The sequence below is a fragment of the Shewanella sp. YQ_9 genome, from assembly GCF_043103185.1.
GTDB lineage: Bacteria > Pseudomonadota > Gammaproteobacteria > Enterobacterales > Shewanellaceae > Shewanella > Shewanella algae.
This window is the reverse complement of the sequence record NZ_JBICJO010000004.1, coordinates 38,762-61,719: the sequence shown is the minus strand read 5'-3', so window position 1 is coordinate 61,719 and position 22,958 is coordinate 38,762. Positions and strand designations below refer to the sequence as shown.

The window sequence follows — 22,958 nt, the reverse complement described above, 5'->3', positions numbered from 1 at the left end:
CTCTCTGCCGAGTATACCCGCTTTTGAGTCAACTGCGGTTTAGCTGTGTAAGTCTGGGTAAAGATACGGATCTTCAACCAGGATAACCAAGCTTTACAGTGCTTTACTCAGTTTGAACCCACACTTACACATAGAGGACTAGACTGGAAGACGTCAAATACTTCCCGACCGAGAACGAGGATACTCTTATGAAGACTTCAATCAAAGCAAGCTTGCTGGCCCTGATTGCCGGCACCACTCTGATGGCTGGCGCTGCACAAGCCGGTAACGGCTACGGCGATTGCCCACACAGTGACGGCGACCGTGGTTATCATCACATGAAGGGCGAGCGCGGCTATCACCATATGAAAGGCGGCAAGGGCCATTTCGGCATGTTTGGCCTACGAGGTCTGGATCTGACCGACGCCCAGAAAACAGAGATTAAGGCGTTGATGGACCAGCACAGAAGCAGCATGTCACGTCCTGACAAGGAAACCCGTGCAGCGTACAGAGCCGAAATGCAGGCACTGATGACCTCAGGCAACTTCGATGAAGCCAAGGCCAAAGAGATTATCGAGCAGCGTCAGCAGGTGCGTGAACAACACATGCTGGAGCGGATGAAGCTGCACAACCAGATCTATAACCTGCTGACTCCGGAACAACAAGCCAAGTTCAAGGAGCGTATGGATAGACGTGGTGAGCGCCCTGAGCCTATCCAGGATTAAATCTGCTACTATGGGCTCAGTGACTCCCGACCGCTGAGCCTTTGAATGACAACGACTTCCCGCTACGAGTTTTGGGTTAAATTGGCGAGCCGCGCCGCAGTGGCGACCGCGATTACCCTGATCCTGATAAAACTGGCCGCCTGGCTCTGGTCCGGGTCGGCCAGTATGCTGGCCTCTCTGACCGACTCCTTTGCCGATGCCCTGGCTTCCATAGTCAACTTTATTGCCATTCGCTATGCCTTGGTGCCTGCCGATCAGGAGCACAGGTATGGTCACGGTAAGGCTGAGCCGCTGGCGTCTTTAGCCCAATCGGCCTTTATTATGGGGACGGCATTCCTGCTGCTGTTTCACGGCGGCGAGCGCCTGGTTAATCCCATGCCTTTGACCCATGCCACTTTGGGCGTTGTGGTGTCCATTATTGCCATAGTGCTGACCTTGGCCTTGGTCATGCTGCAGAAACGGGCGCTGGCGGCCACCAAGAGTACAGTGGTCGAGGCCGATGCCCTGCACTATAAGTCAGATCTGTTTCTCAACGGTGCCGTGCTGTTGGCGCTGGTTTTGGCGCAATACGGCTGGTGGTGGGCCGATGGTCTGTTTGCGGTATTGATCGCCCTTTACATAGGTCAACAAGCCTGGTCGCTGGGGTATCGCTCGATTCAGGCCTTGCTCGACCGGGAGCTTGATGATGAAACCCGGCTGCGTATTCGGCAATTGGCCGAGCAGGATACTCAAGTGCGTGGCATTCATGACTTGCGTACCCGTCAGGCGGGCAAGACCACCTTTATTCAACTGCATCTGGAGCTGGACAAAGACCTGAGCCTGCAACAGGCCCATGCCATAGCTGTGGCCACAGGCGAGCGGATCCGCGCCGACTTTGACCATGCCGAGGTGATCATTCACCAGGATCCTGTGTAGCGGGCGGCCATGGCACATTAGGGTTTCTGGCTGAACGCCTGCTGACAAAAAGGGTTTAATTTTGCAGCAATATTGTTGCAACTGTTTGTTTCTATTAATATCACTGCGACTTTCAATCGCTAAAAGGATTTATCAATGAAACAAGCAGCACTGGCTTTAGGGGTCTCTATGGCGGCCGCACCTCTGGCTCAGGCTCAGGACGACTCAGGTTTTTATGTAGGCGGCCAGATTGGCCAGGGAAAGCTTGAGCTTAAGGATAGTAACTTCAGCGAGTCCGGAGTAGGCTTCGGCGCTTACGGTGGTTACCGGTTCAACTCCTGGTTTGCCCTCGAGGCCAACCTCTTGGTGGCAGACAACCTGGATAGCGACAATCTGGATATCCTCAGCGGTTACACCAGCATAGCGCCCAAGTTTACTTGGCAGCTTAATGACACCTTTTCCCTCTATGCCAAGGCGGGTATTGCCCGCGGATTGGTGCGTGTCGATAACGGTTACTGGGAAGAGGATTTTGACGGCTATGGTTGGCTTTATGGTTTGGGGCTGGACGCCGCTCTGACAGAGCGCCTACATCTGCGTCTGGGTTATGAAATGCTCAAGGTAGAGCTGGATTCTGAATTCAATTATGGCGCCCGCGATCTGGACACAGACATGTCCAACCTGGCGTTGGGGCTACACTGGCAGTTTTGATATCGCTGTTCAGTTAGAAAAGGATGCCAAACGGCATCCTTTTCTATTGCGGGAAGGTCTCCGACGCAGGGGTCAGTCCATTGCCAGCTCTTTAAGCTTGCGGGTCAGGGTGTTGCGGCCCCATCCCAGGCGTTTGGCGGCTTCCTGTTTGTGGCCCTGGGTATGCTCCAGCGCGGTTTCCAGCAAGATGCGCTCAAACGCGGGTTGGATTTCGGTCAGCAGATCGCTCTCGCCCTGTGACAGGCGCATATCCAGCCACAATTTCAGGGCGTTTTGCCAATCCTGGGATGGGCCGGCACTGCCTTGAGGTGCCTTGGGCTCCTTGAACAGCTCAGGCGGCAGATCCTGAGGGATAATTTCCTGGCCCGAGGCCATCACGGTCAACCAGCGGCAGGTATTTTCCAACTGACGCACGTTGCCGGGCCAGGGTAGTTGCTGCAGCTTTGCGGCGGTTTCCGGGGTGAGTATTTTGGCCTCTACCCCAATCTCTTTGGCAGCACTGGCCAGGAAATGGCGCGCCAGCTGCGGAATATCTTCCCGCCGCTGTGATAGCGGTGGCAGATGGATTCGAATCACGTTCAGGCGGTGGAACAAGTCTTCCCGAAAGCCCCCCTTGAGTACCAGTTGCTCCAGATCCTGGTGGGTTGCGGCAATGATCCTGACATCGACCTGCACCGGAGAGTGGCCGCCGACCCGATAGAATTGGCCATCGGCCAGCACCCGCAGCAGCCGGGTCTGTACGTCCAGCGGCATATCGCCTATCTCATCGAGAAACAGGGTGCCGCCATTGGCCTGTTCAAACCGGCCCTGACGCACATTGGCGGCGCCGGTGAAGGCGCCTTTCTCGTGGCCGAACAGCTCGGATTCGATCAGCTCCTTGGGGATGGCCGCCATATTGAGGGCGATAAAGGGTTTGTCTTTGCGTGGACTGTGTTTGTGCAGCGCCCCGGCAACCAACTCTTTACCCGTACCTGACTGACCGTTGATCAGCACACTGATAGATGAGCGCGACAAACGGCCTATGGCGCGAAACACCTCCTGCATCGCGGGGGCTTCGCCTATGATCTCAGGTGCCTTGACCTGAGGCTCGGCGGCCGCAGGTGCCTGCTCGGTGGCATGGTTGAGCGCCCGCTCTACCAGGGCAATCGCCTCATCTATGTCGAAGGGTTTGGGCAGATACTCGAATGCCCCGGCCTGATAGGCGCTGACGGCACTGTCGAGATCTGAATGGGCCGTCATTATGATCACCGGGATATGGGGATAATGCAGGCCGATACGCTCCAGCAGGGTGAGGCCATCGGTTCCCGGCATGCGGATATCCGAGACTATGACTCTGGGCTGGGAGATTTCCAGCGCCTGCCACAGTGACTCGGCGGCGGCAAAGCTGGCGCAACTGAGTTTGGCGCCTTGCAGTGCCCGTTCCAGCACCCAACGAATTGAACTGTCATCATCGAGGATCCAAACCTGTTCACTCATATTGTTTCCTCTCTTGTTAGCCGCTGTGGTTGTTGATCGGCAATGTCAGGCTGAACTCTGTGTGTCCCGGGGCCGAATCGCAGTCGATACGGCCGCCGTGGAGCCTGGCAATATTGTGGGCGATGGATAGCCCCAGGCCGTTGCCGTCCTTGCGGCCTGTGACCATGGGGTAAAACAGGGTATCCACCAGTTCCGGGGCAATACCCGGGCCGTTGTCTATGATTGACAGCACCAGCACCAACTTGTGTCTCTGGTTGCCTATGGTGACCTGATGGGCAGTGCGGGTGCGGATCATGATATCGCCGCCCTGATGCTCCAAGGCTTGTACTGCATTTTGCACTATGTTGAGGATTGCCTGTTGCAGTTGATCTTCATCCATAGGCAAGTCCGGAATCGAGGGGTCGTAATCCTGGCGCAGATGTATCTGTTGCGGCAGGGTCACACTCACCAGGTTGATCACCTTTTGCAGCACCAGATGGATATTCTGCAGCTTGTGCTGCGATGGTTTCTGCGGCCCCAGCAATCGGTCGACCAGGGCGCGCAACCTGTCGGCCTGCTCTATGATGAGTGTGGTGAACTCCTTGAGCTGCGGCTCGCTAAGCTCGCGGGACAAGAGCTGCGCCGCGCCGCGCAGTCCACCCAGCGGGTTTTTAATCTCATGGGCCAGATTGCGCACCAGATATTGAGCCGCCTGCTGCTGGGCATCCAGGGTCAACTGCTGGTGAATGCGCCGCTGCTGATCCACCTGTCTGAGTTCCAACAGGCTCAAGGGTTTGAGCTGTTCTCCCTGCTCCAGAGGGATCAGTGTCATATCCACAGTGTGATGCTGGCCATCCAGGCTGATGAGCTGGGCGGTATTGACCGTCAACCCCTGACGTTCCAGCACCGCGCTTTGCAGCACTCTGGGTTCAACTCCTATGGCATGCAGATGCTCTGTTAGTACCTGCTCCTGCAACCTGTGGCTGGAGACGCCCAGCAACTGCTCGGCAGCGGCGTTGGCATAGCTGGGGAGCAGGTCACTGTCGATGACCAGAACGGCAGTGGCCAGATGATTGAGCAGGATATTTGTGTCCATTGAGTTTCCCATAGCAGGATTGCACCATAATGGTGCACCAATTCGGTGCAGGCCGCAAGCCAACAACTCTGTGGACTAACTCGAAAAACCAAGTAGCTAACTTATTGAAATAAATTTAGTTACTTGGCTTTGGGCCTTTCCCGGGAGCCGGGAAGGCGGGTTGCATCAGTCCGGCTTGGTGCAGAAAAATGGTTATGGGACTACTGGATGCAAGGACTTTGCCGTTTTGTTGCACTGCCTTGAGTTGCAGCGTGTGTTCGCCGCGGTCGATATCCTTGAGCTGGAAGAGATTGCTGCGCTGAGCGTCGCTGGAGGAGATGCCGTCTATGTAGAGTTGCAGAAAATGACCCGAAGCCAGCTCCGGCTCTACCTCTACCTGAACCTGAAAATCACCGGCGTTATCGCGAATGGTTTCCTCATGCTGTGGTGAAAGTATCTTTAACGCATAGCCGACCTGTTCCACTTCTATGGGATCGGGCAGAGGTTTAGGCGTTTCCAGGCTTATTTGATTCTGGGTCTTGTCGGTGAATTCCACTGCCTGGGCTTGGGGGTTGGGCTCATCGCTGTAATGCACCTTGCCATCTTTATCGACCCACTTATAGACAGTCGCCTGGGCAACCAGCGACAGCAATGCCAGGCTGATTATCATCAGAGTACGCATAAAGACTTCCCTTGTTATGCAGTTGTGAACTTGCTTCAGATTAGCCTGTTTATTGGCAAAAATCACTGCCTTTAAAGGCTGGCCTGAAAAACCTGTCGGCTCAGCTCAAGGTCGACCCGGCCGTCCTCTCCCAGTTGGGTCAGCCCCTGGCGTTCAAGGTTCTCCAGCAGCGGCGCTATGGCCTCATGGCCTATGCCATAGTCACTGAGGTGAGTCTGGAGCCCCATGGATTCGAAGAACTGCCGGGTCAGCTCTATGGCTGCATCTATGCGTTGCTCCTCGCTGCCGTCGCTGAGTTGCCAAACCCGCTCGGCATACTGCAGCAGCTTGGCGTGTTTGGCGGCCTTTCTCAGGCGCAGCATAGTCGGCAGCAGTATGGCGAGGGTCACGGCATGATCCAGGCCGTGGCGCACCGTCAGTTCGTGACCCAGTTTATGGGTCGACCAGTCTTGCGGAACACCTGTGCCGATCAGGCCGTTGAGCGCCATGGTAGCGCTAAACATGATATTGGCGCGCACCTGATAGTTTTCGGGCTCTGCCAGCGCCTTGGGGCCTTCCTCTATCAGAGTGAGCAGCAGGCCTTCGGCAAACCTGTCCTGCACCTTGGCGTCGACCGGGTAAGTCAGGTACTGCTCGGTCACGTGCACAAAGGCATCCACCACACCGTTGGCAATCTGTGGTTGCGGTAGGCTGAAACTCAGTTGTGGCGCCAGTACAGAGAAGCGGGGAAACACCGAGGGATGACGAAAGGAGCGCTTGAGGCCAAGAGCGCTATTGCTGATCACCGCGCAGTTATTCATCTCTGAACCTGTGGCCGGCAGGGTCAGCACAGTACCGAGCGGTAGAGCTTGGTCAATGTGGCGACCGTCGGTTTCCAGTATCTCCCAGGGCTCTCCCTGATAGGGCGCTGCGGCGGCAATAAACTTGCCCGCATCTATGATGGAACCGCCGCCGATGGCGAGAATAAAGTCCAGCTTTTGTTGCCTTATCTGCTCTACTGCCTGCAATAGCTGGTGGTAGTCGGGGTTGGGGCTAATGCCGCCGAACTCGGCGCAGATGCGTTTACCCAATACCTGGCTGACCTGGGCCAGGGTGCCATTGCGCTTGGCGCTTTGGCCGCCGTAGAGCAAGAGCACTCTGGCGTCATTGGGCACCAGAGTGTCCAGCTGCTCCAGGCTGCTGCGGCCAAAGAGTAGGCGGGTTGGATTGTAGAATTCAAAATCGTACATCTTGGACTCCTGTCAGCCGTGAGTGTTGCCGCTCAGGGCGTAGGGACGTTGCCAGTCGAGCCAGGCATAGAGATGGGCGATATCCTGCATAACCCAAGCGGGAATCGCTTCAGCTTGTCTTGCTGACTGTTGCGTAGTCTCATCTGTTGAATTGGGCGCTGGCCCGGACTCGGATTGGTGCATCTCTGTTGCCAAGAAGCGCTGACGAAACAGCTGGGGCCAGGCCGCCAGCTGTTGCTCCGCCAGATGCAGCGGCTGCTTTTGCTGCTGGCGTGCCACCAACACCAGGGTGCAGTGCAGCGTCAGCCCAAGCCAGAGAAAACTCTGCCAGTCCTGCAGCTCCCGCTGGCCCGTGTTGGGCTCGAGCTTCAAAAAGCCGACTTCTTGGCCCAGTTGTCTCAGCGCCGCATGGGCTTGCCAACGCAGGGCATTATCGGCTTTACCTGTATTGATACTGGCAAGCCAAGCCCGCTCCAGCTCGATAAAGTGGCATACATAGCTGTCGAGCCAGCGCCGGGTCCAGCTGGGAATAAACAGATGCATCGCCAGAAATGCCATTAAAGCGCCGGTGAAGGTGTCCAGCGCCCGGTAGAAGGCTATATAGGGATCGCTCGGCAGTAGCAGGGTGATGGCAAACACCATCAGCATGGTGAGCCAGAACACATGAATCTCATATCTGGCCTTGTAGAAGGTGGCAAAGGCCAGAAAGGCACTCAGGCAGGTGGCCGGTAATAACCAGCTACCGGCCCCCAGAAACCAGATTAGCCCCAGTGCCAACACAGAACCGAGCACAGTGCCATAGAAGCGGCTCCAGATCCTGGCCTGCAACTGCCCGAGCGGCGCCACCATCAGCACTATGTAGGCAGTGAGCGTCACCCAATAACCCTGCGGCAGTTGCAGCAGTTCTACCACGGCCTGACAACACAGCAGAGTGAACAGAATTCTCAGGCCGTGATGCCATTCCCGCGAGTGTTTCACCAAGGCCTTGCGCCATTGACTGCGAACGCTTTGGGCATCGGAAGGCCAGATAAGCCCCAGGCGTTCGCGCCAGTCGGCTGCCAGCGGTCTTTGAGGATCCAGCGCCAAGGCCAAGCGGTTGGCGGCATCCAACAGCAGAGGTTGCGGCTTGTCTCCCAAGGGCAGTGGCGTCGGCTCTGTGCCTTGCTCTCTATGGGTCTTGAGTTCGCTGGCAAAATTGGCCAAATACTGCTGCAGTGCCGGGCTGGCGGCATCATTTTGTTGCAGCCTGCCTATGCTCTCCAGAGTTTCTATCAGGATAAGACTCGACTCCAGTTGCCGGGCGATGCGTTGCACCTCGGCTTTATCCGGCATTTCCAGCAGCCAATGGGCCAGCACGGCAATAGCATCATCGAGTTGCTCCCGCAAGGCCAGACGCTGGCCGACATTGGCAGCGTCCGAGTGGCTGAGTATATTGCACCAGAAACCGAATTTGCGCTGCACGCTGGCCAGCAGCTGTTCGCCCTGACGTATCGCCATCCAGGGCCCGGCGATGACGGCGCTGATGACAGCCAACCAGCTGCCGAACAGGCTGGAGAGCAACAACATCTTCCAGTCGGTACCCGACTCCAGCAGATGCAGGCCGCAGATCAGGCAAAAGCCGGCGTTGTAGGTCAGCAGCTGAATGTACTTTCTTTGGTTGGAACTGAGGCCATATAACAGGCCTATGGCGCCGAGTACGCTGATCCCCAGCCAAGGGTGGATCAGGCTCAGCAAGGCCAGGGCGCTGCTGATACAGCAAAGGAGTGCCGACTTGCTCAACAGCCCGGCACGTTTGGGATAAGCCAGGTTGCGGCCCTGGACGCCGACCAGCCAGGCACAGATCAGGGCGTTGACGCCGCTGGCACTGTCACCGAGAAACGAAAATAGCAGCAGGCCCGCCATCATGGGCAGCCCTATTCGTAAGCCTTCGGGAAGATCGGCACGATCAGGCAGCCATTGCAGCAGGCGCTGGAATAGATTGGATAGATTCACTTTATGTTGCTTAGACAGCAGAATGGCACAAGAGGGACGCCATTCTACCTCATTTGAGTCTGCTTGAGTGCCGGGTGGATAACAATTTTCCACCCGGTAAATCGGCTCAGTGGGCCAACAGGGCGAAGTGTTGACTGTGGCGCTTGGGATCAAAGCGCCAGACAATGGCCAGCATGCCCAGAGACACAGCCGCGAGCAGCAACCAGGAAAGCGTGAAGCTGCTGGAACTGTCCTTGAGATAACCCGCCAGCAGAGGCGACAGAGATGCCAGCAGATAACCTATCCCCTGAACAAAGGCCGTCAGTTGTCCCGCCTGGCTGTAGTCGTCCAGATGGTCCAAAGTGACAATCAGACTCAAGGGGAAGAGGCCACCAATGCCTATACCCAGCAGCGCAGCCCATAACCAGGGCAGGGCCAGTGGCATAAACGCCAGCCCGATAAAACCGCCAATGGTAGACAGGAGCAGCAGCAATAGCAGTGGCCTTCTGTCATGACTGCGAGCCGCCAGCGTCGGCAGCAACAGGCCTGCGACCACTTCCATCAGTGTCAGAAACGCCAGAGCCCTGCCTGAGTGGCTTGCCAGCCCAAGTCGATAAAGAAGGGCGCCAACCAAGCGAGCACACAGGTATAGGATGCTGTGCTCAGGCCAAAGAAAAGCCCCAACAGCCAGGCCCTGGGAATATGGCTAAAGCTGCCTATGCCCACACTTGGGCTAACTCCCGGTTTTCCTGAAGGCTTCTTTGCTGCTGCCTTATTGAAGCCCTGGGGTTGCAGGCCGTGTTTGCCCCAGAACCAAAATAGCATCGCCGGCAGACTCAACAGAGCCCAGAAGGCCAGCGCCGACTGCCAATGACCAAACCTGTGCTCAAGCCAAGGGCTAATGGCCGCAGCCAGGGCCGCTCCACCCATGATGGCGGTTACGTAAATCCCCATGTAACGCTCAATATGCTGGCTATAGCTGCGCTTGATCATTCCAGGCAGCAGAGCCCGAATAAGGGCGATACCTAAGCCGGCAATGATTGCGGTCAGTAGTAGTTGCAGGCCGCTGCCGGCCCAGAGCCGAGCCAGGTTGGCCAAACCAATAAGTAGCAGCGACAGTAGCAGGGTTTGGCGCTCTCCCAGTCTGGCGGCCAGCTTGGCACCGATAAACATAGCGACTCCCATGGTCATCACGGGCAGCATGGTCAGGAGTGCCAAGGAACTGTAACTGAGGGGCAAGGAAGCCCGGATAGCCTCCAGCAGTGGGCCTATGGCCGCCATGCTGGGGCGCAGGTTGAGGCCGAGAATAATCAAGGTCAGGATCAGCCACACAGGCTGCCATTTTGATGAGCTCATAGTCCATCTCCTTCACACATGCTGTTGGCGGCATTGGTGTTATCTTTGTCGGCAGGCATCTTTAGTCGCGGACTCGCATCGTCCGCGGCTTGGACTGCATTGAGTTGTGGTTTTGTCAGAAACTGCATCATGGTCAATCTCCTTATTTTGCCAAATTTAGTTAAGCCGAACCCTTGGCCCCTTTTTCAGGGGCCAAACAGGGTTCTTATGTCAGGTGAGTGTCAGCGCCGGCTGGGGCGCAGGCGATACCAGATGGCCGGGACAGGAAGTTTCATCAGCAACAGTGACGACATGATCAGGCCGATCCCCAGCCATTGATAGCTGTCCAGCTGTTCGCCGACCAAAAACACCCCGAGCGAGACGGCCACCACAGGGTTGATCAAGGCCATCATGCCCATGATTTGCGGTCCCAGATGTTTGATGGACCAGATCCAGGCCCAGTAGCTCAGCGCCGTGCTGAAGATGGCCAGCCAAGCGATGGCGGGCCAGGTTTTGGGCTCGGGTAGTGTGGGTGCCCCGGCTACTGTCCAAGCCAGCGGGATCAGCATCAAGCCGCCGAGCAACAACTGCCAGGCGGTCAATACCAGAAGATCGCCGGTTTGCCAGCGTTGCATCCAGCGGGATGATTGGGCTACCAACAGAGTGGCACTCAGGGCGCAGAGTACACCAATCAGATCCAGATTGGCCGAAGGATTGAGCAATAACATCACTCCACTCAGTCCCAGCAGTGCCAGCAAGGTCCACTTCAATGCCGGTCTTTGGCCATCGAGCAGCCAGGCCAGCAGCAGAAACATCAGTGGCAGTGTGGCCCCCAGGGTGCCGGCCACGGCGCCGGGAAGGCGGTAGGCGCCCATAAACAGCAGGGCGAAGAAGGCGCCGATATTACAAAATGCCAGCAAGAGTATTTTGCTCCAGGCGAGCGAAGGCAGCTTGGGCCGTAGCAGCAATAACAGGATCCCGGCCGGTAGCGCACGCCAGACGGCGACCCAGAAAGGGGACATATCCTGCAGGTACAGGCTGACCAGGGCATAAGTGGTTCCCCAGAAGACGGGAGCAAGGAGTGCAATTAGGTAGGGCATTTTCTTTTCTTAAAGTATCTTGATGTGAAGATATTTTAAAGTTCAGTGCCGGGATAAGCAAGCCGCATTTGAAAAAGAGCTTTATTATCTTTGGATGATAAGCCCAACTGATTGAATATTATGTCAATCTTGGTAGATTAGTTTACCCTGTTCATCATAGACCCGGGTATGCAGTACCTTGCCGTTCGTGCCTATCTCTTCCTGCAGATAGTTGCGCCCCTGCTCATCAAAGTAGTTCAGGGTCTGTGGTATGAGCTTGTCCTGGTCGAAACGTTTGCTCACCTGCAACTGGCCATTGCAGTGAAAGAGTTGCTCCTCACCCTGCTTGGCGCCTCGGCGGAACGGAGTACGTTTGCTCAAGGCGCCATTGGTCTCACAATAACTGAGCCAGATGCCGTCGGCGGCTATTGAGGGAAAGAAACCATAATGTTGCTCGGACTGGCGCTGGCCATTGCGCCAGAAGGTGTGCTGCACTGCGGTGCGCTGCCGGCGGTCGAACAGGTAGTCCAACTTGAGTCGGCCGTTGGCGTAGTAGCCTTGTTCCTTGAGTTTTCTGAGATTTTCTTCATCCAGATGTTCACTGAAGCTCTTTAATGAACCATCGGGAAAATAGCTTTTCCAGACGGTGAGTTTCTCGCCGTCCCGCTTGAACTGTTTCATCCGCTCCCGTCCCTGTTCGTAGGAGATGGATTCAACCACTTTACCCTGGTCGAAACGCTTGAAACTGTCGAGTTGGCCTTGGTTGTCGTAGAGCCAGAGTTCTTGGCGCTCACCGTCTTGAAACAATTCCCGGCTGCGTAATTGGGTTTGCTGGTATTGAAAGTTCAGCTGCCAGCCGTGCAACTTGCCATTTTTATACCAGGCGCTTTGGCTTAGCAGACGCTCGGGCGGCGCGGATGTGCTGAAGCTGTAGCCGTCCCGCAGGCCATCCTTGAACTGGGCCGCACTATAGCTGGGGCGATCCGGCGCTCCCCAAATGGCAATGCCGTTGAAGGGTTCACCTCGGTATCCGTCAACGCAGCCTTCGAGGTAATAACCCAGGGCGCTATTGTCATCGCTTACTTCCCGGCAGTGGATTTGCTCCAGCTCGTCAGCCTGAATTGGCAGTTGCCCCTCAGAGTGACAGCCGCTCAGCAACAGGGGAGTGAGTAAAAAGACCTTGAGATTCATAGCAGATCCTTGCTTGACGAAGAGGCTCATTGTCGCTGCCGTTGCTGCTTGGCTCAAGCCTCTTGCCGGTGAACTGTTGAATTTTTGACTCTTTAACACTGAAACCCGCCTTGGATCACATCTGCACAACAGGAGAGGGGATAAGCTGGGATTGCTTGCAAGCTATTGATTATAAAGAATTAATTTTACTTAATTTGCAATTCTGCAATATGTAAGTGCAAAAAGAGGTGATGAGTATGAACGTGAATCGACGTCAGGCGATGGGCCAGATTGTAGGTTTGGTTGGTGTGGCAGCAGGGAGTTCGCTGATCGCGACCACAGCTCTGGCCGCAGAGTCTTGTCCCGGAGATACCAGCATAGGGATCGGCAGTGAAGGGGGCAGCGATCTGGGCACCAAGCTGCTGACCTATGTGAAATTAGACCCTATGGAAGTCGCCAAACTGGCCTATGAAGGTTATGGCCGTGGCGGTTGCATGTATGGAGTTTTCGATGCCCTGGTGAAGGCCTTGGCGGCCAAAGGGCATGAGGATGCCTGTAAATTCGCCGCTATCCCAACTAACCTGGCGGCCTATGGTGGCGGCGGTATCGCAGGTTGGGGAACCCTGTGTGGTTGCTTGAATGCGGCGGCCATGGCGGTCAACGTCCTGGGCGGGGTCGACCGCACTGCGGTGATCCGCTCCGTGTACCGCTACTATGAACACACAGCCATGCCGAGAAATGATGAAGCCTTCCTCAAGGCGATTGGCGCACCGACCCGTAAAGACAATGCCGGTGAGCTACTGACCGCAGATAAGATAGGCCAGTCGGTTGCCAATTCCATTCTCTGTCACACCTCGGTGACCCACTGGTCGAAAGCGAGCAAGTACGGCTCCAGTCATCAGGCGAAATTGGAGCGCTGCGCTCAGCTGACGGCCGAGATTGCCTATGTCACCACTGACTTCCTCAATAAGTCGCTGGACAATGCCCTGGACGCTGAAATTGTGGCAGCAGGCAATGCCGAGTGTAGTGGTTGTCACAGCAGCACCAAACGTGAACCGGACACTTACATAGGTGCCGATGTCAATTCACAGATGGAATGTCAGAGCTGCCACAGCGCCCATGATGTCGGCGCCGGTTTGACCGGGGTTCACGAAGGTGCGGTCTGCAGCGATTGTCACTAGGAGGCTGTTATGAAACATAAGAGTTTGATAGTAGCGTCTTTGCTGTTGTGCCTGGGGGGTTGTGACTGGTGGGATGACGATGATGACCCTGTGCTTCCGCCGGATCCTGAACCGGAGCAGTCTGTGTCCATTAATGAAGCCGAAAGCCTCAAGGTGGCACTGAGCGCCGTGGATCCTCAAAGCCAGGCACTGACCTTTAGCCTGACTACGGCGGAGGGCAAACCCGTCAAGGATGCCGGCAGCAACTATCTGGTGATGTACCTCAAGATGCCGGCAGAGCAGGTATCGGCCTTCTCCATGCCTTGGCATAAGGGGGTGCGTTTCGAATGCAGCGAAACCGTCGACACCTGTGCTGGCACCATGGAAGCGCTGGAGACAGAAGGCCAATATCGCTTTACTCCAGAAGGGCTTGAGGAGTTGAACCAGACAGAGGGTGAACTCAAGTTGGCGGTGATACTCACAGGGGCCAAGGCTCAGAGTGCTCCTGAGCTTGTCGGTGCTCCCTGAGTGGGTTGAGTTTTATAGCCTTAAAATAGTAGCGCCCCGGGATTGCTCCCGGGGCGCTTTTCTTGTTATCCGATGGCTTGACTCATCGGTTGATTGCAGGGCAATTAGAGGCTGTAGTACAGCTCAAATTCGACTGGGTGAGTGGTGCGGCTGACACGCTCGGCCTCGGCTTGTTTCAGCTTGAGGTAAGAGTCGATAAAGTCATCGCTGAACACACCGCCGCGGGTCAGGAACTCACGGTCTGAATCCAGAGCCGCCAGGGCGACTTCCAGAGATTCGGCCACAGTCGGGATTTCCGCTGCTTCTTCGGCCGGCAGATCGTACAGATCCTTGTCCATGGCATCACCAGGGTGGATCTTGTTCTGGATACCGTCCAGACCGGCCATCAGCAGTGCTGCGAAGGCCAGATAAGGGTTGGCCATAGGATCCGGGAAGCGGGTCTCGATACGGCGAGCCTTAGGACTTGGTACCACAGGGATACGGATAGAAGCCGAGCGGTTACGGGCTGAATAAGCCAGCATCACAGGGGCTTCAAAGTGTGGCACCAAACGCTTGTAGGAGTTGGTGCTTGGGTTGGTGAAGGCGTTCAGGGCACGGGCGTGCTTGATGATACCACCTATATAGTACAGGGCAGTTTCAGACAGGCCGCCGTACTTGTCACCGGCAAACAGGTTGGTGCCGTCTTTGGCCAGTGACTGGTGTACGTGCATGCCGCTGCCGTTGTCGCCGACTATCGGCTTGGGCATAAAGGTGGCTGTCTTGCCGTAGGCATGAGCCATGTTGTGAATCACGTACTTGAGTACCTGGATTTCATCGGCCTTGTTGGTCAGAGTATTGAAGCGTGTGGCGATCTCGTTCTGACCCGCGGTAGCAACTTCATGGTGATGAGCTTCCACAACCTGGCCCATCTCTTCCAGCACCAGACACATGGCACTACGCAAATCCTGTGAAGAATCCACAGGCGCAACCGGGAAGTAGCCGCCCTTAACGAATGGACGGTGACCTGTGTTGCCTTCTTCATAGCTGGTACCTGAGTTCCAGGCCGCTTCTTTGGCATCGATTTTGACGAAGGTGCCGCTCATGTCGGTACCGAAACGTACGTCATCAAACAGGAAGAACTCTGGCTCAGGACCGATCAGCACAGTGTCGGCGATGCCGGTAGAACGCATGTACTCTTCGGCTTTCTTGGCGATAGAGCGAGGGTCACGGTCGTAACCCTGCATGGTGCCGGGCTCGAGGATGTCGCAGCGGATCAGCGCTGTGGTTTCTTCGGTGAAAGGATCCAGTACAAAGCTGCTTGGATCTGGCATCAGCACCATGTCAGATTCGTTGATCCCTTTCCAACCGGCGATAGATGAACCATCAAACATTTTGCCGTCTTCAAAGAAATCAGCATCTACCTGATGAGTCGGGATAGATACATGCTGTTCCTTACCTTTGGTATCGGTAAAGCGTAAATCAACAAACTTAACTTCCAACTCTTGCAGCTGTTGTAAAACTGATTCGACTGACATTATCAAGCCTCCGGTAGGGTAAAGGGGGTGCCCTTTGTCAACTCTTAGTATGTAGCGTCTGGCGCCTTGTTGGTCTCTATTAAGCCAGACTCATGCCAAGATGCTAAGATGTTGAAAATAAAGGGAATGGTAAAATCGAGGGCTGGCGAGGCAAGCGGGTTTGCACTATCATGGTGCATTGAGTGTTCCAAAAAGGTGCGTTCACCATAATGGTGCGTGCGCTGAATAAGCCGGATATTCATAGGTGTCTAAAAAATAATCCTGTGCGATAGCCCCTCGCTAGAGTAGAATGGCACGCTTTTTAAAGCAACCATCCGGGGAAATTGTGCTCCCCGACACGATGGCAGCCCAGGTTTTATAAGGCCTGGAAGGCAATCGCCAAGCAGTCATAAAGCGGTTGTACCATTCAATTTATATTGCTGCATCCCACAGAACAGAGATCGTAAGAGGCAAAACTGTGTTAGAGAATTTACGTAACATCGCCATCATAGCGCACGTTGACCACGGTAAGACTACCCTGGTAGACAAGCTGTTGGCACAGTCAGGAACCCTGGCAACCCGCGGAGAAGCCACCGAGCGGGTGATGGACTCCAACGATCTGGAGAAAGAACGTGGGATCACTATTCTGGCGAAAAACACCGCCATTAAGTGGAACGACTATCGGATTAACATTGTAGATACCCCAGGACACGCCGACTTCGGTGGCGAAGTAGAACGGGTTCTGTCTATGGTTGACTCTGTACTGCTGCTGGTTGATGCGCAGGACGGCCCAATGCCACAGACTCGCTTCGTGACCAAGAAGGCATTCGCCCAAGGTCTTAAGCCTATTGTGGTGATCAACAAGATTGACCGTCCGGGTGCCCGTCCTGATTGGGTTATCGATCAGGTATTTGACCTGTTTGACAACCTTGGTGCCACCGACGAGCAGCTGGACTTCCCAGTGGTTTATGCCTCTGCACTGAACGGTTTTGCCAGCCTGGATCCTCAGGACAACAGTGAAGACATGACCCCACTGTTCCAAACTATCGTTGAAAAAGTATCTCCACCGGATGCCGACGCCGAAGGCGCATTCCAGATGCAGATCTCTCAGCTGGACTACAACAGCTATGTAGGGGTTATCGGTGTGGGTCGTATCAAGCGTGGTAGCGTCAAGACCAACCAACAGGTCACTATTGTCGGTGCCGATGGCAAGAGCCGTAACGGTAAAATCGGTCAGGTGCTGGGCTACATGGGCCTGGAACGCCACGAAGTGGACAGTGCCAATGCCGGTGATATCGTTGCTATCACAGGTCTGGGCGAGCTGAAGATCTCCGACACCATCTGTGCTGTCGGTCATGCCGAAGCATTGCCACCTCTGTCTGTTGATGAACCAACCATGACTATGACCTTCCAGGTCAACACCTCTCCTTTCGCGGGTAAAGAAGGTAAGTACGTGACTTCACGTAACATCCTTGAGCGTCTGCAACAGGAGCTGGTACACAACGTGGCTCTGCGTGTGGAAGAAACCGAGAGTCCGGATCGTTTCCGCGTATCCGGCCGTGGTGAACTGCACCTGTCTATCCTGATCGAAAACATGCGTCGTGAAGGTTATGAGCTGGCGGTTTCCCGTCCTGAAGTGATCATCAAAGAGATCGACGGCGAGAAGTGTGAGCCATACGAGCAGCTGACTGTGGACGTGGAAGAAGAACATCAGGGCGGCGTCATCGAGAAGCTGGGTACCCGTAAGGCCGACATGCGCGACATGCAGCCTGACGGCAAGGGCCGTGTACGTATCGACTTCATGATCCCAAGCCGTGGCTTGATCGGTTTCCAGACCGAGTTTATGACAGCGACTTCAGGTACAGGTCTGCTGTATCACACCTTCGACCACTATGGTCCTTACAAGGGTGGCGATATCGGCCAGCGTAGCAACGGGGTATTGATCTCCAACGCCACAGGTAAGGCTTTGACCTTCGCCCTGTTTGGTCTGCAGGATCGCGGTCGTCTGATGATTGGTCACGCCGCCGAAGTTTACGAAGGCCAGGTAGTGGGTATCCACAGCCGCTCCAACGACCTGACAGTAAACTGCCTCAAGGGCAAGCAGCTGACCAACATGCGTGCCTCTGGTACCGACGAAGCTCAGGTACTGACTCCGCATATCCAGATGACCCTGGAACAAGCGCTGGAATTCATCGATGATGATGAACTGGTTGAAGTCACGCCCAAGAGCATCCGTGTGCGTAAGCGTCATCTGACTGAAAATGACCGCAAGCGCGCCAGCCGTGGCTAAGCCATAGGCGAACAATAAAAAACCCGGCATGACCGGGTTTTTTATTGCGTTCAATTTGCCCGGCATCTCATTAGACTGCGGGATGTTTTGCCAAAGTGCCGTCCGGTGCTTGTCGGGTTCCATCTGCCAGGTGCGACCTTGCATGCAGATGGCGCCAGAACCTAGGCAACACCAACAGTGCCAGCAGCAGGTTGGACAGCGGCATCGCCAGCCAGACACCGGTTTCTCCCAAAAACAGCGGCAATAGATAGAGAAACGGTAACTGGATCAGCATATTGGTCAGGGAGATTGCCAAAGCCATCCCGCCTTTGCCTATCGCCATAAAATACATGGCTGCCAGCACTATCAGCCCCTCCAACCAGATAGCCGCCAGATGGATACGGATCCCGGTTCTGGCCTCCTGGGTTAACAAAGGATTGTTGTCGGCGAACAGGCCTATCATGGTTTCGGGAAACAGGTTGAGCAGCGCCAGCCAACTCAGGCCAAACAGCAGGGTGACCTTGGCGCCCAGCTTGACTATGGCGATAATATTGCCTGGCTGGCGGGCACCGTGGAAGTAGCTCACAGGTGGCTGCACCCCTTCGGCTATACCCTCAGCCAACAGATAGTAGAGTGTCATCAGATAGCCGACTATAGCAAAGGCACTGACGCTCAAGGTGGTGCCATACTGCATAAACTGATGGTTATGGGCCGCCACCATAAAGCTGGTGTAAAGGTACATCAGTAGTGCCGAAGCCCCCAGTTGGACAATCCGGGCGAACTCCCCGGCTCTGGGTAACGCATCTTTGAGCCTTGGCTTAAAGCCTGAATGGCTCGAACACAGGTAATAACTGGCCCCAAGACACACAGCAGTTTGGGCAATGATGGTGCCATAAGCCGCGCCGTTCAACCCAAGCCCAAGTACGGCAACAAACAGATAATCCAACAGGATATTTCCAAGCGCCCCCATCACCAACAGGGCGGTGGCAACTCTGGGGCTGTCATCGTTGCGGATCAACATAGGCAGCGCCGTCGAGGCTATGGTGATCGCCGCGCCCCACTGAAACACGGCAATATATCCCTGCCCCAGCTGCAGAGTCGCTTCAGTGGCCCCCTGCAGCTGCATTAGCGGCTCACTCAAGCATTGCAGCGCCATAAATGCCACCAGGGCCAACAAAACAATCAGCCAGATACTGGCCAACAGGGCTCGATTGGCTTGCGTTTGCTGCCCGGCTCCGCGGGCGATGGAGATATGGCTGCCGCCACCCATACCCACCATAAGCCCCAGGCCGGAGAGAATAAACACTATCGGCCAGGCCATGTTGATGGCGGCCAATCCTTGAAAGCCGACATAGTGGCCGACAAAAATACCTGCGCTTATCTGGTACAGGCCACTGACCAGCATGGCCGCGATGGCTGGGATGGTATAGCGCCAAAAGGTGCGCCGCAGCTGGTTGTGACTCAGTGTTTGCTGAGAGATTCCGGTATTCATAATTGCACTACCTTTAACCGAATGCAGGAAAATAGGGTCGCAGATTATGCTTGTTTTTCGGATTGGTGAAAGATAGCTTGTATCCGTTATTCGGATACTTTGGTGAATGGAATGAATTGGACCCTGGATCAACTGAGCGCCTTTGTGATTGCGGTGGAAAAGGGCTCGTTTTCGGCCGCCGCCAGAGAGCTTGGCAAGGCGCAATCTCGGGTAAGCACAGCAGTGGCCAATCTGGAGATAGACCTGGGGCTGGAGCTGTTTGACCGCAGCGCCAGGCTACCCAGGCTGACAGCCGCCGGCGAGCAGATCTATCAGGAGGCCAAGGTGGTGCTGAGGCAGTGCCAGCGCCTGGACGCCAGAGCCCTGACGGTCAGTTCGGGCGAGGAGGCCACCCTGACGGTTGCCCTGGACGAGGCCCTGCCCATAGAGCGCTTCGAGAGTTTCTTCGTGCGGGTGGCCGAGCAGTTCCCGGGTTTGAAACTCACCCTGATCAACAGCTCCCAGGATGATATTGCCCGCTGGGTCGATGAGAAAAAAGCCGACCTGGGTATCTTGTTCCGCCAGACAGATGAGCTTTTGGATTCCTTGGAGTTCAACTCGATAGCTCACTTTCAGCAGTCGCTTATTGTCGGTCGTGAGCACCCGCTGGCGAATATTGCCGAGCCTTCGCTCGACCAGCTCAATCAGCACCGACAACTGGTGATCCGCTCCCGCATCGGCGACAGCCAGTCGCGCCCCGTGTCCAGCAATCACTGGCATATCGACAGTTATTACTACATCACGGCGCTGGTGATCAAAAATGTTGGTTGGGCTCTGGTTCCCGAGCATGTGGCGACGGCCGAGTGGTACGCCAAGGATCTGGTGAGGCTGTCCGGCGCCAATATCACAGACAATCAGTGGGTCGAGATAGGCGTGGTCAGACGCAGGGACAAGGGCATTGGCCCTGTGATGCAGTGGATGCTACAGCAGTTGGCCAGGGAATAGTGCCGGGGCATGGCCCCGACACTTTATCGACCAATCAAAGCTGCAGATACTGCTTCAGTGGCAGATCCCGGTAGCGCTTGCCGCCGGCGGCCACTATGGCGTTGGTCAGTGCCGGTGCTACCGGGGGCACTCCGGGTTCGCCCACACCGCCGGGTACCTCGGTCGAGGCGATGATTTGTGTTTCTATCTCAGGGCATTGCGGCAACCGCAGCAGTTGATAGTCGTGGAAGTTCGACTGTTGCACCTTGCCATCCTTGAAGCTGATTTCGCCCAGCATCGCCAGGCTGAGGCCGAAGATGACCGCGCCTTCCAGCTGCGAATGCACTCTGTCAGGGTTAACCACAGTGCCGGCATCCAGCACTGAGATGGCCTGTAGCACCTGCAAACGCTCACCATCCAGTTTGACCTTGATGGCGACCGCAACATAGCTGACAAAGCTGCGGTGCACCGCAAACCCCCAGCCTTCGCCCGCCTTGGCCGGTGATTGCGCCATACGTTTTTCGGCGGCGTCGATGACCGTCAGATAACGCGCGACATCCACAGGGTGACGGCTGAGTTCTTCGCCATAGTTACCGTATTTAAAGCCCTGATCGGCAAAGTTCTCCACTCTGGGTTGCCCAAGAAGCTGCCGCCACATGGCCGGGCAACTCTGGCCGGTGCGCAGCGCCAGTTCGTCGACAAAGCTGCCAATGCCGAAGGCATGCTGAATGTTGCACACAGAGCGCAGCCAGCCTATGCGGGTATGAGCCTCGGCCTTGGCGGTTTCGCAGCGCAGCGACGGCAACTGAAACGGCAAGTCGATAAAGCCCAGATCCAGTTCGCCGTCAGAGGGTTCATCCACGCCTTCGGCAAAGGTGGAACTGATGGAAGGGAAGGCGGTGCGCGACAACAAAGCCTCCACCTTGCCATCATCACTGAGCAGTGCCTGATAATGCTGGGCGCTGATGGCGTGCAGATAGCCGTTTTGCAGCTCATCTTCCCGGCTCCAGAACACCTTCACCGGCTTGCCGCTGCGTTTGGAAAGCAGCGCCGCTTCGACGCTGAAGTCCGGCTTGGACTTACGGCCAAAGCCGCCGCCCAGCAGGGTGACATGCACCTTGACCTGCTCCTCCTTCAACCCCAAAGCGGCCGCCACATTCTGCTGGGTACTCTGGGGAGTTTGGCTGCAGGCCCAAATTTCACAGCCATCCTTGCTGACTCTGGCGGTGGCCGCCGGCGGCTCCATCATGGCGTGAGCCAGATAGGGCACAGTGTAGTCGGCGCTGAGCGTGCGCTCTTCTGGCCAGCTTGCGGGAGGCTTGCCCAGCTCTCGCCTGACTTTGCCACTCTGCTGTACTCGCTGTTTCAGGGTGGCGATAAACGCTTGGGAGTCGTGCTTGTCGTTGGGGCTTTGCTGCCACTGAATCGCCAGTGCCTTGCGTCCTTCGAGGGCGCTCCAGCTGTTGTTGGCCAGCACAGCCACACCGCCAAGCGGTTGGAAGGCCGGTGCCCCTTGGGGAGCGGGCAGGCTGATAATATCCACCACACCGGGGAAGGCGCGGGCCTTTTTATCATCGACACTCGCCGCTTGGCTGCCGAGCACAGGTGGCCGGGCAATCGCGGCATAGAGCATGCCTTCCAGACGTATATCCTGGCCATAGATGGCGCTGCCATCCAACATGGCATCCATATCCACTATGGTGCGTGACTGACCTATCTGGGTGAATTCTTCTCTGGGTTTGAGCCTGAGTTGGCTCTCATCCGGAAGCGGCAGCTTGGACGCCGCCAGTGCCAGTTCGCCATAGCTCAGGGAGCGGCCGGACGCCTTGTGAGTCACTCTGTGAGCCTTGGCGCTGACTTCTGCGATCGGCACTTGCCAATGTTCGGCGGCAGCCTGTTCCAACATGGTGCGCGCCATGGCACCCATCTGCCGCATTCTGTCGTAGTGTTTACGTATGCTGCGACTGCCATCTGTATTCTGGCTGCCGTAACGCTTGTCGGCCAGGCCCTGCACCACCACGACTTTGTCCCAGTCGGCTTCCAGTTCGTCGGCCAGCACCTGAGGTATGCCTGTTCGTATGCCCTGACCCATTTCCGAGCGATGGCAGGTGAGGTAGACCTTGTCGTCTTCACCGACGGCGATAAACAGATTCAGAGGTTGCAGCTTGTCCTGCGCCAGGCTCATGGGGCTCCAGCCCAGGGCGCTGCTGCCCAGCATCAAGGCACCGCCACTGGCGCCAAAGAGTTTCAGCACATCGCGACGGCTGAAGTTTTCCACTGCGGTAAACCGGCTCATGAGCTCTGCCCCCCTTTGACGGCGACATCCTTGATGGCGCTGCGGATCCGGGTATAGGTGCCGCAGCGGCAGATATTGCCGGACATGGCATCGTCTATCTGTTGGTCACTGGGGTTGGGCGTTTCACTCAAGAGCGCCGCGGCAGACATGAGTTGCCCTGTCTGACAGTAACCGCATTGGGGAACCTTGTGTTTGCTCCAGGCGGCTTTCAGCGCCGGATTATCCAGGCCTTCTATGGTGGTGATGTTCTTGCCCTCGGCACTTTTGAGGCTGGTGAGGCAGGCTCTGGCGGGCTTACCGTCCAGATGTATGGTGCAGGCACCGCAGAGTCCGGCGCCACAGCCGAATTTGGTGCCTGTCAGCCCCAGGAGATCCCTGAGGGCCCATAGCAAGGGCATATTGGGATCGGCCTCGACCGAAAACAGTCTGCCATTGATTTTGAGTTGCGACATTGT

The 22,958-nt window shown here is 56.1% G+C and carries 21 protein-coding genes; 7 read left to right on the top strand and 14 right to left on the bottom strand.

Annotated features, from left to right (window positions below):
* Positions 1 to 188: 188 nt before the first annotated feature.
* The 3 genes from ACF8D4_RS01435 (at position 189) to ACF8D4_RS01425 (ending at position 2,306) form a co-directional block, all read left to right on the top strand.
* Positions 189 to 704 (top strand): Spy/CpxP family protein refolding chaperone, encoded by a 516-nt coding sequence (locus ACF8D4_RS01435; protein WP_392464430.1) that lies wholly within the window; start codon positions 189 to 191, stop codon positions 702 to 704.
* 45 nt (positions 705 to 749) lie between these two features.
* Positions 750 to 1,619 carry a cation diffusion facilitator family transporter gene (locus tag ACF8D4_RS01430; protein WP_025010771.1) on the top strand — a complete coding sequence of 290 codons (870 nt, stop codon included), beginning with the start codon at positions 750 to 752 and terminating at the stop codon, positions 1,617 to 1,619.
* Between the two features lie 135 nt (positions 1,620 to 1,754).
* On the top strand, positions 1,755 to 2,306 hold the full coding sequence (locus tag ACF8D4_RS01425; protein WP_392464428.1) for a porin family protein: 552 nt from the start codon (positions 1,755 to 1,757) through the stop codon (positions 2,304 to 2,306).
* 72 nt (positions 2,307 to 2,378) lie between these two features.
* Here the strand turns inward: ACF8D4_RS01425 and glnG are convergent, their stop codons facing one another.
* The 10 genes from glnG to ACF8D4_RS01375 all read right to left on the bottom strand — a co-directional run bounded on the left by glnG (position 2,379) and on the right by ACF8D4_RS01375 (position 12,323).
* Entirely contained in the window at positions 2,379 to 3,782 is a 1,404-nt protein-coding gene (gene glnG, locus ACF8D4_RS01420) for a nitrogen regulation protein NR(I) (protein ID WP_044735433.1), read from the bottom strand.
* Positions 3,783 to 3,798: 16 nt separating this feature from the next.
* The gene (gene glnL / locus ACF8D4_RS01415; RefSeq protein WP_025889905.1) at positions 3,799 to 4,857 is read right to left on the bottom strand and encodes a nitrogen regulation protein NR(II); all 1,059 of its coding nucleotides are present in this window, start codon (positions 4,855 to 4,857) and stop codon (positions 3,799 to 3,801) included.
* Between the two features lie 115 nt (positions 4,858 to 4,972).
* Positions 4,973 to 5,518 carry a DUF4124 domain-containing protein gene (locus tag ACF8D4_RS01410; RefSeq protein WP_044735432.1) on the bottom strand — a complete coding sequence of 182 codons (546 nt, stop codon included), beginning with the start codon at positions 5,516 to 5,518 and terminating at the stop codon, positions 4,973 to 4,975.
* A 71-nt stretch (positions 5,519 to 5,589) separates the two neighbouring features.
* A complete protein-coding gene (locus tag ACF8D4_RS01405; RefSeq protein ID WP_144131412.1) occupies positions 5,590 to 6,747 on the bottom strand; it encodes an iron-containing alcohol dehydrogenase in 1,158 nt (385 codons plus the stop codon).
* 12 nt (positions 6,748 to 6,759) lie between these two features.
* Positions 6,760 to 8,739: an FUSC family protein gene (locus ACF8D4_RS01400; RefSeq protein WP_392468239.1), complete on the bottom strand. Its 1,980-nt coding sequence runs from the start codon at positions 8,737 to 8,739 to the stop codon at positions 6,760 to 6,762.
* Positions 8,740 to 8,845: 106 nt separating this feature from the next.
* Positions 8,846 to 9,280, bottom strand: coding sequence for an MFS transporter (locus ACF8D4_RS01395; protein ID WP_201314600.1), 435 nt, complete (start codon positions 9,278 to 9,280; stop codon positions 8,846 to 8,848).
* 5 nt (positions 9,281 to 9,285) lie between these two features.
* On the bottom strand, positions 9,286 to 10,074 hold the full coding sequence (locus ACF8D4_RS01390; RefSeq protein WP_201314598.1) for an MFS transporter: 789 nt from the start codon (positions 10,072 to 10,074) through the stop codon (positions 9,286 to 9,288).
* Complete coding sequence (locus ACF8D4_RS01385) at positions 10,071 to 10,205, bottom strand: hypothetical protein (RefSeq protein ID WP_256873064.1); 135 nt, start codon at positions 10,203 to 10,205, stop codon at positions 10,071 to 10,073. Before ACF8D4_RS01385 ends, ACF8D4_RS01390 begins: the two co-directional genes overlap by 4 nt.
* A 90-nt stretch (positions 10,206 to 10,295) precedes the next feature.
* Positions 10,296 to 11,153, bottom strand: coding sequence for a DMT family transporter (locus tag ACF8D4_RS01380; protein WP_025889910.1), 858 nt, complete (start codon positions 11,151 to 11,153; stop codon positions 10,296 to 10,298).
* A gap of 123 nt (positions 11,154 to 11,276) precedes the next feature.
* Positions 11,277 to 12,323, bottom strand: coding sequence for a toxin-antitoxin system YwqK family antitoxin (locus ACF8D4_RS01375; protein ID WP_117200206.1), 1,047 nt, complete (start codon positions 12,321 to 12,323; stop codon positions 11,277 to 11,279).
* Positions 12,324 to 12,559: 236 nt separating this feature from the next.
* Between ACF8D4_RS01375 and ACF8D4_RS01370 the strand changes: the two genes are divergently transcribed.
* Both ACF8D4_RS01370 and ACF8D4_RS01365 read left to right on the top strand, forming a co-directional pair.
* Positions 12,560 to 13,483, top strand: coding sequence for a C-GCAxxG-C-C family (seleno)protein (locus ACF8D4_RS01370; RefSeq protein WP_025010779.1), 924 nt, complete (start codon positions 12,560 to 12,562; stop codon positions 13,481 to 13,483).
* Positions 13,484 to 13,492: 9 nt separating this feature from the next.
* Positions 13,493 to 13,990, top strand: a complete 498-nt coding sequence (locus tag ACF8D4_RS01365) for a hypothetical protein (protein ID WP_107005779.1) — start codon at positions 13,493 to 13,495, stop codon at positions 13,988 to 13,990.
* 104 nt (positions 13,991 to 14,094) lie between these two features.
* On the opposite strand, the gene glnA is transcribed toward ACF8D4_RS01365, so the two are convergent.
* The gene (gene glnA, locus ACF8D4_RS01360; RefSeq protein WP_109248518.1) at positions 14,095 to 15,504 is read right to left on the bottom strand and encodes a glutamate--ammonia ligase; all 1,410 of its coding nucleotides are present in this window, start codon (positions 15,502 to 15,504) and stop codon (positions 14,095 to 14,097) included.
* 457 nt (positions 15,505 to 15,961) lie between these two features.
* Between glnA and typA the strand changes: the two genes are divergently transcribed.
* Positions 15,962 to 17,773 (top strand): translational GTPase TypA, encoded by a 1,812-nt coding sequence (gene typA, locus ACF8D4_RS01355; protein WP_025889914.1) that lies wholly within the window; start codon positions 15,962 to 15,964, stop codon positions 17,771 to 17,773.
* A 70-nt stretch (positions 17,774 to 17,843) separates the two neighbouring features.
* On the opposite strand, the gene ACF8D4_RS01350 is transcribed toward typA, so the two are convergent.
* Positions 17,844 to 19,244, bottom strand: a complete 1,401-nt coding sequence (locus tag ACF8D4_RS01350) for an MATE family efflux transporter (protein WP_109248519.1) — start codon at positions 19,242 to 19,244, stop codon at positions 17,844 to 17,846.
* A 111-nt stretch (positions 19,245 to 19,355) separates the two neighbouring features.
* Between ACF8D4_RS01350 and ACF8D4_RS01345 the strand changes: the two genes are divergently transcribed.
* The gene (locus tag ACF8D4_RS01345) at positions 19,356 to 20,228 is read left to right on the top strand and encodes a LysR family transcriptional regulator (protein WP_109248520.1); all 873 of its coding nucleotides are present in this window, start codon (positions 19,356 to 19,358) and stop codon (positions 20,226 to 20,228) included.
* A gap of 34 nt (positions 20,229 to 20,262) precedes the next feature.
* On the opposite strand, the gene ACF8D4_RS01340 is transcribed toward ACF8D4_RS01345, so the two are convergent.
* Both ACF8D4_RS01340 and ACF8D4_RS01335 read right to left on the bottom strand, forming a co-directional pair.
* Positions 20,263 to 22,503, bottom strand: coding sequence for a molybdopterin cofactor-binding domain-containing protein (locus ACF8D4_RS01340; protein WP_392464421.1), 2,241 nt, complete (start codon positions 22,501 to 22,503; stop codon positions 20,263 to 20,265).
* A complete protein-coding gene (locus ACF8D4_RS01335; RefSeq protein WP_025010785.1) occupies positions 22,500 to 22,955 on the bottom strand; it encodes a (2Fe-2S)-binding protein in 456 nt (151 codons plus the stop codon). The genes ACF8D4_RS01340 and ACF8D4_RS01335 overlap by 4 nt, the downstream gene beginning before the upstream one ends.
* Between the last annotated feature and the right edge of the window lie 3 nt (positions 22,956 to 22,958).

What these genes read in the sequence shown, in the direction of transcription:
- ACF8D4_RS01435 (WP_392464430.1), top strand. Translation starts at nt 189, where the DNA reads ATGAAGACTTCAATCAAAGCAAGCTTGCTGGCCCTGATTGCCGGCACC.
- ACF8D4_RS01430 (WP_025010771.1), top strand. Translation starts at nt 750, where the DNA reads ATGACAACGACTTCCCGCTACGAGTTTTGGGTTAAATTGGCGAGCCGC.
- ACF8D4_RS01425 (WP_392464428.1), top strand. Translation starts at nt 1,755, where the DNA reads ATGAAACAAGCAGCACTGGCTTTAGGGGTCTCTATGGCGGCCGCACCT.
- glnG (WP_044735433.1), bottom strand. Translation starts at nt 3,782, where the DNA reads ATGAGTGAACAGGTTTGGATCCTCGATGATGACAGTTCAATTCGTTGG.
- glnL (WP_025889905.1), bottom strand. Translation starts at nt 4,857, where the DNA reads ATGGACACAAATATCCTGCTCAATCATCTGGCCACTGCCGTTCTGGTC.
- ACF8D4_RS01410 (WP_044735432.1), bottom strand. Translation starts at nt 5,518, where the DNA reads ATGCGTACTCTGATGATAATCAGCCTGGCATTGCTGTCGCTGGTTGCC.
- ACF8D4_RS01405 (WP_144131412.1), bottom strand. Translation starts at nt 6,747, where the DNA reads ATGTACGATTTTGAATTCTACAATCCAACCCGCCTACTCTTTGGCCGC.
- ACF8D4_RS01395 (WP_201314600.1), bottom strand. Translation starts at nt 9,280, where the DNA reads ATGGAAGTGGTCGCAGGCCTGTTGCTGCCGACGCTGGCGGCTCGCAGT.
- ACF8D4_RS01390 (WP_201314598.1), bottom strand. Translation starts at nt 10,074, where the DNA reads ATGAGCTCATCAAAATGGCAGCCTGTGTGGCTGATCCTGACCTTGATT.
- ACF8D4_RS01385 (WP_256873064.1), bottom strand. Translation starts at nt 10,205, where the DNA reads ATGATGCAGTTTCTGACAAAACCACAACTCAATGCAGTCCAAGCCGCG.
- ACF8D4_RS01380 (WP_025889910.1), bottom strand. Translation starts at nt 11,153, where the DNA reads ATGCCCTACCTAATTGCACTCCTTGCTCCCGTCTTCTGGGGAACCACT.
- ACF8D4_RS01375 (WP_117200206.1), bottom strand. Translation starts at nt 12,323, where the DNA reads ATGAATCTCAAGGTCTTTTTACTCACTCCCCTGTTGCTGAGCGGCTGT.
- ACF8D4_RS01370 (WP_025010779.1), top strand. Translation starts at nt 12,560, where the DNA reads ATGAACGTGAATCGACGTCAGGCGATGGGCCAGATTGTAGGTTTGGTT.
- ACF8D4_RS01365 (WP_107005779.1), top strand. Translation starts at nt 13,493, where the DNA reads ATGAAACATAAGAGTTTGATAGTAGCGTCTTTGCTGTTGTGCCTGGGG.
- glnA (WP_109248518.1), bottom strand. Translation starts at nt 15,504, where the DNA reads ATGTCAGTCGAATCAGTTTTACAACAGCTGCAAGAGTTGGAAGTTAAG.
- ACF8D4_RS01350 (WP_109248519.1), bottom strand. Translation starts at nt 19,244, where the DNA reads ATGAATACCGGAATCTCTCAGCAAACACTGAGTCACAACCAGCTGCGG.
- ACF8D4_RS01345 (WP_109248520.1), top strand. Translation starts at nt 19,356, where the DNA reads ATGAATTGGACCCTGGATCAACTGAGCGCCTTTGTGATTGCGGTGGAA.
- ACF8D4_RS01340 (WP_392464421.1), bottom strand. Translation starts at nt 22,503, where the DNA reads ATGAGCCGGTTTACCGCAGTGGAAAACTTCAGCCGTCGCGATGTGCTG.
- ACF8D4_RS01335 (WP_025010785.1), bottom strand. Translation starts at nt 22,955, where the DNA reads ATGTCGCAACTCAAAATCAATGGCAGACTGTTTTCGGTCGAGGCCGAT.